The 13,984-nt window shown below is 69.8% G+C and carries 14 protein-coding genes; 6 read left to right on the top strand and 8 right to left on the bottom strand.

Translation table 11 applies throughout. From position 1 onward, the window contains the following. Positions 1–8: 8 nt before the first annotated feature. The 5 genes from ACFQS2_RS14825 to ACFQS2_RS14845 are packed head-to-tail and all read right to left on the bottom strand — an operon-like array spanning position 9 to position 4,772. Positions 9–887, bottom strand: coding sequence for an amidohydrolase family protein (locus ACFQS2_RS14825; protein WP_377794245.1), 879 nt, complete (start codon positions 885–887; stop codon positions 9–11). Further along, positions 880–1,812, bottom strand: coding sequence for an aldo/keto reductase (locus ACFQS2_RS14830; RefSeq protein WP_377794246.1), 933 nt, complete (start codon positions 1,810–1,812; stop codon positions 880–882). Before ACFQS2_RS14830 ends, ACFQS2_RS14825 begins: the two co-directional genes overlap by 8 nt. Next, positions 1,809–2,138: an L-rhamnose mutarotase gene (locus tag ACFQS2_RS14835; protein ID WP_377794247.1), complete on the bottom strand. Its 330-nt coding sequence runs from the start codon at positions 2,136–2,138 to the stop codon at positions 1,809–1,811. Before ACFQS2_RS14835 ends, ACFQS2_RS14830 begins: the two co-directional genes overlap by 4 nt. A gap of 5 nt (positions 2,139–2,143) precedes the next feature. Then, complete coding sequence (locus ACFQS2_RS14840) at positions 2,144–3,475, bottom strand: alpha-L-fucosidase (protein ID WP_377019249.1); 1,332 nt, start codon at positions 3,473–3,475, stop codon at positions 2,144–2,146. Then, positions 3,459–4,772, bottom strand: coding sequence for an enolase C-terminal domain-like protein (locus ACFQS2_RS14845; RefSeq protein ID WP_377794248.1), 1,314 nt, complete (start codon positions 4,770–4,772; stop codon positions 3,459–3,461). Before ACFQS2_RS14845 ends, ACFQS2_RS14840 begins: the two co-directional genes overlap by 17 nt. A 354-nt stretch (positions 4,773–5,126) precedes the next feature. On the opposite strand from ACFQS2_RS14845, the gene ACFQS2_RS14850 reads away from it, so the two are divergent. The 6 genes from ACFQS2_RS14850 (at position 5,127) to ACFQS2_RS14875 (ending at position 11,722) form a co-directional block, all read left to right on the top strand. After that, positions 5,127–5,804, top strand: coding sequence for a DUF624 domain-containing protein (locus tag ACFQS2_RS14850; RefSeq protein ID WP_377794249.1), 678 nt, complete (start codon positions 5,127–5,129; stop codon positions 5,802–5,804). A gap of 148 nt (positions 5,805–5,952) precedes the next feature. Next, complete coding sequence (locus tag ACFQS2_RS14855; protein ID WP_377794250.1) at positions 5,953–7,437, top strand: malate:quinone oxidoreductase; 1,485 nt, start codon at positions 5,953–5,955, stop codon at positions 7,435–7,437. Positions 7,438–7,597: 160 nt separating this feature from the next. Next, entirely contained in the window at positions 7,598–8,383 is a 786-nt protein-coding gene (locus ACFQS2_RS14860; RefSeq protein WP_377019238.1) for a (Fe-S)-binding protein, read from the top strand. Beyond that, positions 8,380–9,990, top strand: a complete 1,611-nt coding sequence (locus tag ACFQS2_RS14865; RefSeq protein ID WP_377794251.1) for a lactate utilization protein B — start codon at positions 8,380–8,382, stop codon at positions 9,988–9,990. Before ACFQS2_RS14860 ends, ACFQS2_RS14865 begins: the two co-directional genes overlap by 4 nt. Next, complete coding sequence (locus ACFQS2_RS14870; RefSeq protein ID WP_377794252.1) at positions 9,987–10,754, top strand: lactate utilization protein C; 768 nt, start codon at positions 9,987–9,989, stop codon at positions 10,752–10,754. Before ACFQS2_RS14865 ends, ACFQS2_RS14870 begins: the two co-directional genes overlap by 4 nt. After that, complete coding sequence (locus tag ACFQS2_RS14875; protein WP_377019234.1) at positions 10,751–11,722, top strand: aldose 1-epimerase family protein; 972 nt, start codon at positions 10,751–10,753, stop codon at positions 11,720–11,722. The genes ACFQS2_RS14870 and ACFQS2_RS14875 overlap by 4 nt, the downstream gene beginning before the upstream one ends. Positions 11,723–11,834: 112 nt before the next feature. Here the strand turns inward: ACFQS2_RS14875 and ACFQS2_RS14880 are convergent, their stop codons facing one another. The 3 genes from ACFQS2_RS14880 to lysS all read right to left on the bottom strand — a co-directional run bounded on the left by ACFQS2_RS14880 (position 11,835) and on the right by lysS (position 13,977). Continuing rightward, positions 11,835–12,170 carry an Lsr2 family protein gene (locus ACFQS2_RS14880; protein WP_377019233.1) on the bottom strand — a complete coding sequence of 112 codons (336 nt, stop codon included), beginning with the start codon at positions 12,168–12,170 and terminating at the stop codon, positions 11,835–11,837. A 129-nt stretch (positions 12,171–12,299) separates the two neighbouring features. Next, positions 12,300–12,467 (bottom strand): hypothetical protein, encoded by a 168-nt coding sequence (locus ACFQS2_RS14885; RefSeq protein ID WP_377019232.1) that lies wholly within the window; start codon positions 12,465–12,467, stop codon positions 12,300–12,302. A 1-nt stretch (position 12,468) separates the two neighbouring features. Beyond that, positions 12,469–13,977, bottom strand: a complete 1,509-nt coding sequence (lysS, locus tag ACFQS2_RS14890) for a lysine--tRNA ligase (RefSeq protein WP_377019230.1) — start codon at positions 13,975–13,977, stop codon at positions 12,469–12,471. Positions 13,978–13,984 lie beyond the last annotated feature (7 nt).

A 13,984-nucleotide genomic window follows, 5' to 3' on the forward strand; every position in this document is an offset into this window, starting at 1 on the left:
CAGACCTTTCAGGGCCGTGCGTGCTCCAGCCGCCGGTAGACGCGAGCGGCGGTTCCGCTCCGGATCTCCTGGCGCTGGTCCGCTCCGAGCTCTGCGATCAGAGCCAGCAAGTCCGCCGTGCCCGATCCCAGGTCGAAGGCGGCCGGTGCGATCGGCCAGTCGCTGCCGAACATCAGTCGCTGCGGCCCGAACGCCTCCACGGCGGTCTCGACGGCCCAGCGCAGCTGCCGGGGCCGGCGCGATCCGGTCCCGCTGGTGGACAGTCCCGACAGCTTCGCCACGGCCGACGGGTGGGCGGCCAGATCGCGCAGGCCGCTTTCCCACTGCCCCATCGCCCGGTGGTCGCCGAGAGGAGGCTTGCCCAGGTGGTCGAGGACCACCGTCAGCCCGTCGACCTCCCCCACCACACGGGCGGCCTGGTCCAGGTGCCGCGGGAAGGCATCGGGGATGTCCAGCGGCAGCCCGCGCCCCGCGAGCAGAGCCAGGCTCTCGCGCACCTCGGGACGGTCGAGGAACCCGGGGTCGGGATCGTCATGGACCAGGTGCCGCACCCCGACGATCCGGTCCATCGCCTCCGCGTCGGCGAGCAGCTCCGTGGTCCGCGACGGATCCGCCAGCGGCAGCCAGGCCACGACGTCGGCCCGGACCACGGGACCGGGATCCTGCTCGATCCGGGCCGCTGCCCTCTGCAGGGCGCAGGTGTCGGCCAGGGTGTCGTCGGCCTGGACCAGGACGACACGGTCCACGCCGAGCCGGGCGTGCTGCGGGGCGGCCTCCTCCCAGCGGGCATCGCGGCGCAAGGGTTCCGGCGCGGTGTCCAGCCAGCCGTACCCTCCCCCCGAGAGGTCCCACAGGTGCAGATGGGCATCGGTGATCCCCTCAACCATCGATCGCCTGCCAGAGCTCCTCGGGGATCTCACGCGCCATCCGCTCGAGGTTCTGCCGCACCTGGTCTCCGGTGCGCATCCCCAGGACGACAGAGCTGATCGCCGGGTGGCGCAGCGGATACCGCAGGGCGAGGTCGGGCAGTTCGACCCCGTGCCTCCGCGCCAGGGCGGCCAGCTGACGGGCTCGCTCGAGGAGCTCGACGGGGGCGCCGGCGTATTCGTACCGGGCATCCTCCGCCACCTGGGGCCGCGAGAGGATGCCCGAATTGAACACGGACACGGCGACCACCTCGACGCCGTGCTCGAGGCACGCGGGCAGCAGTTCGCGCGCGGCGGGCTGTTCGAGCAGGGTGTAGCGGCCGGACAGCATGATCACGTCGACCATGCCGGTGCGCACGGCACGCGTCAGCACATCGACGTCCTTCGAGCCGACGCCCACCTGAGTGACCAGGCCCTCCTCGCGCATGGCGACCAGGGTGGGCAGGGCGTCGGCGAAGGCCTGCTCGGTGGGACCTTCCTCGGGGTCATGGAGATAGAGGATGTCCACCGCGTCCAGGCCGAGTCGTTCCACGGAGTCGGCGTGGCTGCGCCGGATGCCGGACTCGCTCATGTCCCAGCGGCGCACGTGGTGGTCGGGGACGGCGAACCCGTGGGCGGTGTCGTCCCCGGTGCCGGGCCCCGGCTCGAGCAGCCGGCCGACCTTCGTCGAGAGCAGGTATTCCTCGCGCGGGTACTCCGCGAGCAGCGCGCCCAGTCGCCGTTCCGAGGTGCCCAGGCCGTAGTGGGGCGCGGTGTCGAACAGGCGGATGCCGCCGTCCCAGGCCGCCTGCACGGCACCGGCGGCTTCCTCGTCGCTGGTCTCCCGGTAGAGGTTGCCGAGCTGGGCGGCGCCGAAGCCGAGGGCGGGGAGCCGGGGCGCGCTCACGGCCGCGTCCCCGTGCCGGGCAGGGACCACACGTGCTCGATGCCCGTGTCGTCCCCCGCGTAGGAATCGGCGACCTCGAGGAACTGGTTGATGTGCTCCTGCCAGCGTTGGTTGGCGGGAGAGGCCGCCAGCATCTGGCGCATCGCGCGGTAGTCTTCCACCTCGACGAGGTGGAAGAGGTCGCGGCCGTCGCGCCAGATGCGCCAGGAGTGCACTCCGGCCCGTCGCAGCACCGGGTCGAGGTCCTCGGGGATCTTCTGATGCTCGCGGACGTAGTCCGCCTCGTGGCCGAGTGCGATACGGGTGTGCAGGGCGATGGTCTCCATCTCGCTCACTCCTTCGCGCTGTACGCCCGGGCCGGCGACTCCTCGAGCCACAGCTCGACGACGGGCAGCAGCACGTCGGGGCGCCGGATCGGCAGGGTCAGCGTCGCGACATCCTCGCCGATCCCGCCGATCGTGGTGTTCCACGCGGCCTGGCCCGGGTCGATCGTGCTCACGGCCACCTCGGACCCGTCGTGCAGGAACCGTGCGAATCGCACCCGGCCGGCCAGCCCCCGCAGATGCACGTGCTGCATGGGCCACACGGCCAGATGGACATAGAGTCGATCCCCGCGCTGGGTCAGGAACGCGCCCGGCGGTGCCTCGATCCCCTCGGCCGGGCCCGCGCCATGGATGGAATCGGCATGCACGTCCATCCAGTCCGCCAGCCCCGCGAGGATCTCGCGGTCCGGCGGGGAGACGGCGCCGCGCCCGTCCGGGCCGACGTTCAACAGCAGATTGCCGCCCTTGGCGACGGAATCGACCAGCATCCGCACCAGCAGGTCCGGGCTCTTGTGGTCGAGGTTGTCGCGGTCGTAGCCCCAGCTGCCGTTGGTGGTCTGGCAGGCCTCCCAGCGCACCGGACTGCCGTCGGCCCCGGTCATCGGGGCGACCGGCTGATACTGCTCGGGGGTGACGAGGTCGCCGGGGATGCCGAGGCGGTCGTTGACCACGCACGTCGGCTGGAGCTCGCGGACCATCCCCAGCAGCGTGTCGGCGTCCCAGTCCTCGGGTCCCTTGCCGTGGGGGCCGGGGTCGGTGAAGTCGAAGAAGAGGTAGTCGATGGTCCCGTAGTTCGTCAGCAGCTCCCGGACCTGGGCGTGGAGGTACTCGCGATACCGAGCCATATTGCGCTCGGCATTCAGTGCGACGACGTCGGGCCGATCCCGCAGCGGATGGTTGTGGTCGATGGTGAAGTCCGGGTGGGCCCAGTCCAGCAGCGAATAGTAGAAGCCGACGTGGAGGCCTTCGGCGCGCATCGCGTCGACGAACTCGCGCACCAGGTCGCGCCCGCAGACGGCCGGTGCGGAGTAGTCGGTGTGCTGGGAGTCGAACAGGCAGAATCCCTCGTGGTGCTTCGTGGTCAGGACCGCATACCGCATGCCTGCCTGCCGGGCGCGCCCGGCGAGCTCGGCCGCGTCGAACCGGTCGGGGTCGAAGACCTCCGCGTAGCGTCCGTAGTCCTCGAGGGTGCGCTTCTCGCGGGTCATCGACCATTCGTGGCGCGCGGGGACGGCATACAGCCCGAAGTGGACGAAGAGACCGAAGCGCGCCTGGTCGAACCAGCCGTGGGGGTCCGCGTCGGCCTGCGGCGAGGCGGGTGGGTCAGGCGTGGGCGACATGGGCGGGATCCTTCCAGACGGGGCCGTCCGGGAACAGGTGCTCGCGGACGGAGGACTCGTGCATGCGGGCTCCGGAGCCGGCGGCGTCGGGGGCGCGATACGCGCCGTCCTCGATCCTGACCGGGTCCTCGAAATGTTCGTGCAGGTGGTGGACGTACTCGATGACCCGGTCCGGGCGCTCCCCCGCGACAGCCGCCGCGTCGAAGAAGGCGTAGTGCTGGACGAGCTCGCACAGGCCGACGCCACCACCGTGCGGGCAGACGGGGACACCGAACTTCGCGGCCAGCAGCAGGATCGCCACGTTCTCGTTGACTCCTCCGACACGTGCGGCATCGAGCTGGAGGACATCGACAGCGCCCGCCTGCAGCAGCTGTTTGGCGATGATCCGGTTGTGCATCTGTTCGCCGGTGGCGACCTTCACAGGCGACACCGCCCGACGGATCGCGGCATGGGCCAGCACATCATCAGGGCTGGTGGGCTCCTCGATCCAGGCCGGTCCCTCCGGCGCCAGGCGCTGCAGCCAGGCCACCGCCTCCTCGACGTCCCAGCGCTGGTTGGCATCCAGGGCGATCGGATACCCCGGTCCTAGTTCCTCGCGAGCGATCCGGAGCCGGCGGGCATCGTCCTCCACGTCGCCGCCGACCTTCAGCTTGACCATGCCGAAGCCCTCAGCACGCGCCTCCCGCAGCAGGCGCACGAGCTTCTCGTCGCTGTAGCCGAGCCACCCCGGAGAGGTGGTGTACGCAGGGATGCCGACCGCCTGGAGAGCGGCGATCCGCGCGGTCTTGCCCGGCTGCGCGCGACGAAGCAGCTCCAGCGCCTCCTGGCGGGTCAGGGCATCGGAGAGGTAACGGAAGTCGACGAGATCCACGATCTCCTCCGGCGAGAGCTGCGCCAGCAGCAGCCACAGCGGTACGCCCTCGCGCCGGGCCCGCAGATCCCACGCAGCGTTGACCACGGCACCGATCGCCATGTGCATGACGCCCTTCTCCGGGCCGAGCCAGCGCAGCTGGGAGTCGCCGACGAGCTCGCGGGAGAAGCCGCCGAGGTCCGACAGGAGAGCCTCGACGTCGCGCCCGACGACATGATCCGCCAGGGCCCGGATAGCGGCGCACTGGACGTCGTTGCCGCGTCCGATCGTGAACACGAGGGCGTAGCCAGCATTCCCATCGCTGGTCATCAGCTCCAGGTATGCCGCCGAGTAGTCCGGGTCCGGGTTCATGGCGTCGGAGCCGTCGAGGTCGCGCGACGTGGGGAAGCGGACGTCGTGGACCTGCAGCTCGGTGATGGTGGGCATCGTCTACCTCGAATCACGCCGTGGGAAATTGACCCACTCCTCCGATGTTTGAGGCGACGGTACGGATTGCGGGCGCGATCCACAAGCCGGACACCTCGGTGGTGGACACTTTTCTGCGTGCCGCCGTGCAGAGAACGCCTGACAGCCATCCGATCTCTCCACACCGTGTGGCCGCCCTCCACGCCTCCGGAGATCCGATGATCACGCGAACTCCTGGACCGACCCGTCCGGATGCACACGGGCGTCGCCAGGCCCGTCAGCTCGACATCGCTCCGAGGCAGAGCACGCGGCTCCGCCGGTCCATCACGACCAAGAGATGAGCGGCGTGTCACACGGAGCGATAGCCTGCACCGCATGACCGTTTCCCGAACCCCGTCGGACCGTGCCGGGACCCCGGCCTGGGCCACGCGCCTGATTGAGGCGATCGAGCGCATTTACCTGGTGCTGCGCGTGAACCTGGTGTGGATCGCCCTGAGCCTGGCCGGTCTCGTCGTCCTCGGTGTGGCGCCGGCCAGCGTGGCCGCCTCCGATGCCTTCATCGCCGCTCGCCACGGGGCGAAGGTCCGCGTCCTGGCCACGATGTGGCCGAGCTTCCGCGAGCATCTGGTCACCGCCAACGTGCGCATGCTTCCGCTGATGGTGGTCCAGGCCGGCTCGGTGGCGATGCTCTGGATCGTGGCCGGAGGTGCGGTGGAGACGCCGATGATGAGCGCCGGGCTCGGGAGTCTCGCCGCGGTCAGCGCCGCCTGGTCCACGGCGAGTGTCGCCACGATCATGTCCACGCCGCGGGTGCGCCGGCAGGATCCCTTCGTGGCGTGGCGGCTGGCGCTGCTGCTGCCCGGAGCGATGCCAGTGCGGGTGATCGGCCTGATTCTCGGCCTCATCGTCTGGATGGTGCTGTGCTCCCTGGTATGGCCGGTGGCCGTGCTGCTGGGAGCCGCGGCGGCGATCGATCTTGCCACGAGCCTGCTGAGCCGAAAGGTCGAGCTGCTGCTCGAGGAGATCGAGAACAACCGCGCCGCCGCATCGTGACGTCTCCGCCCTCGAGGCGGAGCGCTGTGGATGCGTTCGCGTCCTACCCCGCCGCGCGGGATACCCTGGCGGTACGGCCGCCCGGTGTCGCGCGAGTGATCGCGCCGCACGCCGTCGGGCGGCCCCGTGCGAGCTGGAACGGAGAGACATGGCTGACCTGGATGTGACCCGTGCGGACGTGGTGCTGATCGGCGGTGGCGTCGCCAGTGCCACCCTCGCCGCGATGCTCACCGAGCTGGAGCCCGAGTGGGACCTCGTGGTCCTCGAGAAGCTGGACACCCTCGGGGCGGAGTCCAGCGACGCCTGGAACAACGCCGGCACCGGCCACAGTGCGCTCTGCGAGCTGAACTACACCCCGCAGGACGTGGACGGCTCGGTCAGCCCGGCCAAGGCGATCTCCATCAACGAGCAGTTCCAGGTCTCCCGCCAGTTCTGGGCCCACCTGGTCGAGAACGACCGTATCGGCGACCCGTCGGACTTCATCCACTCCGTGCCGCACATGAGCTTCGTGCACGGTCTCGACAATGTCGACTATCTGCGCCGCCGCCACGAGGCCCTGGTCGCCAGCCCCCTGTTCGACCGCATGGAGTTCACCACCGAGCACGCCCAGCTGGCCGAGTGGGCACCACTGGTCTCGCAGGGCCGCCCGGTCACCGAGACCATCGCCGCGACCTACTCCCCCGACGGAACCGACGTCGACTTCGGCGCCCTGAGCCGTCAGCTGCTGGACTTCGCCGGACGCGTCGGCACCACCGTCTCGACCGGTTCCGAGGTCATCGACCTGCGCCGGATGGGTGAGGACTGGGGCGTCATGGTCCGCGATACGGCCGACGGGACGATCCGCGTGGTGCGCGCACCCCGCGTCTTCGTCGGCGCCGGCGGCAACGCGCTGCCGCTGCTGCAGAAGTCCGGGATCGACGAGATCCGCGGCTTCGGCGGGTTCCCCATCTCCGGGCAGTGGCTGCGCTGCACCGATCCCGAGATCATCGACCGTCACGAGGCCAAGGTGTACGGCAAGGCCGCCGTCGGCGCCCCGCCGATGAGCGTCCCCCACCTCGATACCCGGTACGTCGCAGGGCAGCGCTCACTGATGTTCGGTCCCTACGCCGGCTGGTCCCCGAAGTTCCTGAAGTCCGGCCGGTACACGGACCTGTTCGCGTCGATCAAGCCCTCCAACGTCACGCAGATGATGGCGGTGGCCCCGCCGAACCTGGATCTGATGATGTACCTCGCCTCCCAGCTCGTGGCCACCCGTCACCAGCGGTTCGAGGCGCTGCGGGAGTACATGCCCTCGGCGCGGGAGTCGGACTGGGAGGAGGTCACCGCCGGACAGCGGGTCCAGGTGATCGCACCGGACCGCGACAAGCACGGCGTCCTCCAGTTCGGCACTCAGCTGATCACCGCCGCCGACGGGTCCATCGGCGGCATGCTCGGCGCGTCCCCGGGGGCGTCGACCGCCACCAGCATCATGCTGAACGTCCTCGAGCGCATGTACCCCGACCGCATCGACGCCTGGCGCCCCACCATCACCCAGATGGTCCCGAGCTGGGGCACGAAACTCTCGGACGACCCCGAGACGGCGCACCGGACGCTGGAGCGCACGGCGGCCTCCCTGGGCCTCGAGCACCCCTGACAGCGGCGCCGGGGACCGGCCCGATGAACCCCGAGACGGCCGCCGGCACCGCAGATGCACGAACACGACGCACGAACCCACCATTCGAGAACCCACGAACTCCGAAGGCGCGAACCCGCGGCCCGACGGGCGCGAGACGACGAAGGAAGAAGGACGCCGGATGCGCATATCACTCATGACCACGTGCCTGGTGGATGTGATGACCCCCGACGTCGCCCGCTCCACCGTGCTCCTGCTCGAACGGCTGGGACACGAGGTGGTCTTCGACAAGCGCCAGACCTGCTGCGGCCAGATGCACACCAACTCCGGGTACTACTCGGAGGCGGCGCCGGTGGTGCGCAGCTTCGTGGACACCTTCGAACCCGCCCTGGACTCCATCGACGCGATCGTGATGCCGTCCGGCTCCTGCGCGGGCTGCGTGCGCGAGCAGCACCAGCTGGTCGCCCAGCACGAGGAGGACGACGAGCTCGAACAGCGCGTCCAGGCCGTGGCGGCGAAGACCTATGAGCTCTCCCAGCTGCTGGTGGACGTGCTCAAGGTGACCGACGTCGGCGCCTACTTCCCCCACAGCGTCACCTACCACCCCACCTGCCACTCGATGCGCTTCCTCAAGGTGGGCCCGCGCCCGCTGAAGCTGCTGCGCGCGGTCGAGGGCATCGAGGTGAAGAACCTTCCCGAGTCCGACACCTGCTGCGGCTTCGGCGGCACCTTCTCGGTGAAGAACGACGCCACCTCCGACGCGATGGTCACCGACAAGGCCGCCAATGTCGTCTCCACGGGTGCGGAGTACGTCGTCGCGGGGGACGCCTCCTGCCTGATGAACATCGGCGGCAAGCTCCGCCGCACCGACGCCGCGCCGCGGGCGATCCACCTCGCACAGATCCTCGCCTCCACCCGGGAGGATCCCTTCATCCCGTCCGAGACCATTCTGGGGAGGGCTTCATGAGCACCGTCGACCTGGGGATTCCGTCCGTCCGCCCGCAGCACGCCTCACCGTCCTCGAACCTGCGCGGCGATCGCTCCTTCCCTGCCGCGGCCCGGGACGACCTCGCCGACGAGACCCTGCGGGGGAACCTCCGCCACGCCACCTCCACCATCACCACCAAGCGCGCCGCGGCGGTGCGGGAGGTGCGCGACTGGCAGAAGCTGCGGGACGCCGGCAGCGCCCTGAAGTGGCAGGTCACCGACCATCTCCCGGAGCTTCTCGAGCAGCTCGAGGAGTCCGTGACCGCTGCCGGCGGGGTGGTCCATTGGGCCCGCGACGCCGACGAGGCCGGAGAGATCGTCACCGGCCTCGCCCTCGAGCGCGGCGCCGAGGAGGTGCTCAAGGTCAAGTCGATGGCCACCCAGGAGATCGGCCTGAACGAGACCCTCGAGCACGCCGGGATCCGCGCCATCGAATCCGATCTCGCCGAGCTCATCGTGCAGCTGGCCGGTGACACCCCCAGTCACATCCTGGTCCCGGCGATCCACCGCAACCGCGCACAGATCCGCGAGATCTTCCTCGAGGCGATGCCGGACCTGGACGAGTCCATCACCGACGACCCGGCCGAGCTGGCCGAGGCATCCCGCCGCTTCCTGCGGGAGAAGTTCCTGGACATGCCCGGCTCGGTGGCGATCTCCGGCGCGAACTTCGCCGTCGCCGAGACCGGCACCATGGTCGTCGTCGAGTCCGAGGGCAACGGGCGCATGTGCCTGACCCTGCCCAAGACCCTCATCTCCGTGGTGGGCATCGAGAAGATCGTGCCCACCTTCGAGGACCTCGAGGTGTTCCTGCAGCTGCTGCCCCGATCCTCCACCGGGGAACGGATGAACCCGTACACGACCCTGTTCACCGGGGTCACCGAGGGGGACGGACCCGAGGAGTTCCACCTGGTGCTGCTGGACAACGGCCGCAGCGCCGTGCTCGAGGACCCGGAGGGCCGCAGCGCCCTGCACTGCATCCGCTGCTCCGCATGCTTGAACGTGTGCCCCGTCTACGCCCGCTCGGGCGGCCACGCCTACGGGTCGACGTACCCCGGTCCGATCGGGGCGATCCTCTCGCCGCAGATGACCGGGATGGGCGACGCGGACGATCCCAGCACCTCGCTCCCCTACGCCTCGAGCCTCTGCGGGGCCTGCTACGACGTGTGCCCCGTCAAGATCGACATCCCCAAGATCCTCGTGCATCTGCGGGCAGAGGACGTCGACCAGCGCCGCGATACGAAGGGCCAGTTCCGGGGCACCTGGGACGTGGCGATGAAGGGAGCCGGTGCCCTGATGTCCTCCCCGCGGGCGTACGACGCCGCCGTGCGCTCGGCCGGACCGCTGACCAAGCTGATGCCCGGCGCCAACATCGGCAAGCTGCCCGGCATCGTTCCCCTGATGCCGGGCTGGACCGATCACCGCGACCTGCCCAAGCCCGGGAAGTCCTTCCGCAGCTGGTGGGACGAGCACCAGAAGGAGACGGCGTCACGGACGGCCGATGGAGCCGCCGGCGACGGAGACGCCGAGGAACCCGGCGGAGCCGGGCAGACGTCGCAGACCGGCACCGAGGGCGAGGAGCGAGCATGAACGCCTGGGCCGACGAGCGTCCCGTGCGCACGCGCGGGATGAGCGCCAAGGAGGAGATCCTGGCCCGGGTCCGCTCCGCCCTGGCGGTCCCCCGCCGGGACGAGGTCACCGATGCCGAGGACGTCCCTCGCGCGTATCAGCGCGCCGATGACAAGCAGGAGGTCTCCACCGACCCGGCCAAGATCCGCGACGTGCTGGTCCAGCGCCTCGAGGACTACACCGCGATCGTCCACCGCACGAGCGCAGCCGGGGCGCCCGCCGTCATCGCCGAGGCCGTCGGCGAGGCCAGGCAGGTCATCGCACCGCCCGGGGTACCGGAGAGCTGGACCCGGGAGCTGGGCACTGCGGTCCTCCTCGACGACGGCAGCGCCTCGCCGCACGAGCTCGACGCGATCGACGCCGTGCTCACCGGCTGCCACACGGCGATCGCCCTGACCGGCACGATCGTGCTGCGCGCCGACGAGCTCGGCGGGCGCCGCGCGGTCACGCTGATCCCCGACCACCATGTCGTGGTGGTCGAGGCGGAGCAGGTGGTGCTCGGAGTGCCCAAGGGCATCGAACGCATGAACACCGATCCGCGTGCCGCCTGGACCATGGTCTCCGGCCCCAGTGCCACCAGCGACATCGAGCTGGACCGGGTCGAAGGAGTCCATGGCCCCCGCCGCCTCGAGGTCGTCCTCATCGAACCGGAACCAGAACCCGAACCAGAGCCCGAGAACGAGACCGAGACCGAGTCCCGGAACGATCAGGAGAAGACAGCATGAGCGATCCCGTGGCCGAGACCCCCGCCGGCACCGGCATCCCCCCGCAGAATGCGCCCCGCGACCGCGGCGACCTCTTCACCCTCAGCGCCGGCACCTACCAGGCGCAGGTCTCCACGGTGGGAGCGATCGTCGAGTCGCTGAGCATCGAGGGACGCGACCTCCTGGTGCGCAACCCCGAGCAGGGGCCGATGCAGCACTTCCGGGGCGGGATCGTCGCCCCCTGGCCGAACCGGATCGGGGACGGGAAATACACCTGGGACGGCCAGGAGATCCAAGCCGCCCTCACCGAGCCCGAACGCGGCAACGCCCTGCACGGACTGATCGCCTTCCACCCCTTCACTGCCGCGACCGTCGCGGAGGACGAGGTCATCCTGCGCGGCGAGCTGTTCCCGTCCACGGGCTACCCGTTCCATCTGCTGCTGACCGTCCGCCACGCACTCGACGCCGAGACGGGACTGACCACCACCGTGACCGCACGCAACATCGGCCACGCCGATGCTCCGTACGGCGTATGCCCGCACCCCTATCTCGTCGCCGGCCCGGAGCCGCTGGATACGTGGTCGCTGCACTTCGAGGCGGAGACGGTTCTCACCGTCACCGAGGACCGGCTGCTGCCCACCGGTACGGCGCCCGTCGCCGACGGCAGCGAGTTCGACTTCCGCGCTCCGCGGGTCATCGGCGACCTGTTCATCGACCATGCCTTCACCGACCTCGGCCGCGACGCCGACGGCCGGCTGCGCGTCAGCGTCTCCGCGCCCGGCGGAACCGGCGTCGAGCTGACGGCGGGCGAGGAGTGCGGTTGGCTGCAGGTGCACACCGCCGATCGTCCGGAACCGGAGAACAACCGGGTCGGGCTCGCGGTCGAGCCGATGACCTGCCCGCCCGACGCGTTCCGCAGCGGCGTCGACGTGGTGCGTCTGAGTCCGGACCAGGAGTTCTCGGCCTCGTGGTCGATCCGGGGCTGGTGAGTACGCCCGGTCGGGACAGGCACATGCTGCGGCGAGCATGAGAAGGACCCGTCGCCCTGAGGGCGACGGGTCCTTCTCTCACCGGGTTCCAGCGACCCGGGCGGGTGCCGTATCAGTTGGAGTGGGCATCCTCGTACGCCTTGCGGATGGTGCCCGAGATGCGGCCGCGATCCGGGACCTCGTAGCCGGCCTCGCGGGCCCACTGGCGGATGCGCGAGGAATCGTTCGAGCTGCTGGAGCGGGAGGAGCTCGAACCGCCCCGGGTGCGGCGGCCGCCGACGCGACGGGCCTTCTCGACCCAGGTGCCGAGCTCGTCGCGGAACGTGCGGGCGTTCTGCTCGGACAGGTCGATCTCGTAGGCGACGCCGTCGAGGGCGAAGCTCACCGTCTCGCTCGCGGTCGCTCCATCGACATCATCGACGAGCTCGACATAGGTCTTCCTTGCCATGGGGGTCTCCCTTGTTGGTCGGGTCTGCTTCATTTGCGACCTCGGGATGATGTCGCACGCTGGTTCCAGTATCCAGTCCGCGCGCCCATATATCAATCCGATCACGGAGATTTGTGGACAACGGTGACGCTATTCATCCCCGCGGTGGAGTTCGCGGTAATCCTGTTCCGCCCGGCGCTCGGCCTCGCGTTCGCGTCGATCGGCCCGCATAATCGCCCGCAGCGCGAACCAGAAGAGCAGCCCCGCACCGATCGGCGGCAGCAGCGAACCGGCTTCGTACCAGAATCCGCCGTCCATCTCAGGCCTCCGGTTTCACGAGCGGGAACAGGATGGTCTCCCGGATGCCGAGCCCCGTCAGGGCCATGAGCAGGCGATCGAGGCCCATACCCATTCCGCCCGTCGGCGGCAGCGCGTATTCCATCGCTTCCAGGAAGTCCTCGTCCAGGCGCATCGCCTCGTCGTCGCCCTGGGCAGCGAGCGCGGCCTGCTGGGCGAACCGTTCGCGCTGGATCACCGGGTCGACGAGCTCGGAGTACCCGGTGCCCAGCTCGAAGCCGCGCACGTACAGGTCCCACTTCTCGACCACGCCGGGCGTCGTGCGGTGCTCGCGCACCAGCGGGCTGGTCTCGACCGGGAAATCACGGACGAAGGTCGGCTCGTGGAGATGGTCGCCCACACGGTGCTCGAAGAGTTCCTCGACGAGCTTGCCGTGCCCGAACTTGGGATGATCGAGATCGAGATCGAGGGACCGTGCGATCCCGCGGAGCCGTTCCGTGTCCGTCTCGGGGGTGATCTCCTCGCCGAGGGATTCCGAGAGCGAGCCGTACACGGTGATCTTCGCCCATTCTCCGGAGAAGTCGTACTCGGTGCCGTCGGCGAGAGTGACGACCTGGGAGCCGGTGGCTCGTTCAGCGGCTTCCTGGACAAGTGTCCGGGTGAGGTCCCCGATGGAGTCGTAATCCCCGTACGCCTGGTACGCCTCGAGCATCGCGAACTCGGGCGAATGGGTGGAATCTGCCCCTTCATTGCGGAAGTTGCGATTGATCTCGAAGACCCGCTCGAGACCGCCGACGGCCGCGCGCTTGAGATACAGCTCCGGGGCGATCCGCAGATAGAGATCCAGATCGAACGCGTTCATGTGGGTGACGAACGGCCGCGCCGCGGCGCCGGAGGGGATCACCTGCAGCATGGGCGTCTCGATCTCCACGAAGTCGCGCTCGTGGAACGAGGTGCGCAGCGAGTGCATCACCTCGGCGCGGCGACGCACGGTGTCCCGTGCCTGCTGGCGCACGATGAGGTCGACGTAGCGCCGACGCACCCGCTGCTCCTCGGAGGGCTCCGCGTGCAGCACCGGCAGAGGCCGCACAGCCTTGGCCGCCATCTGCCAGCTGTCCGCGAACACGCTGAGCTCACCGCGGCGGGAGGCGCCCACCCGGCCGTGGAAGAAGACGTGGTCGCCGAGGTCCACGTCGGCCTTCAGATCGGCCAGACGCTGCTCGCCGAGCACCGCGAGGGAGGCCATGATCTGCAATCGCTGCCCGGCGCCGTCCTGGATGGTGACGAAGGCGAGCTTGCCGGTGTTGCGCTGGAACACGACGCGGCCGGCGACGCCGACGACGTCCTCGGTCTCCTGTCCGGCCTCCAGATGGCCGTACTCCTCGCGGACGGCGGCGATCGTGGCGGTCACCGGCACTCCGACCGGGTAGGCGTCCTCCCCGCGCGCCAGCAGGCGCTCCCGCTTGGATTTGCGGACCGCTACCTGGTCGGAGTGGTCCGTCGCATCGAGGGCAGGGGGATTCTCGCTCATGAGGGCG

The sequence above is a fragment of the Brachybacterium sp. GCM10030267 genome (assembly GCF_042666875.1).
GTDB lineage: Bacteria > Actinomycetota > Actinomycetes > Actinomycetales > Dermabacteraceae > Brachybacterium.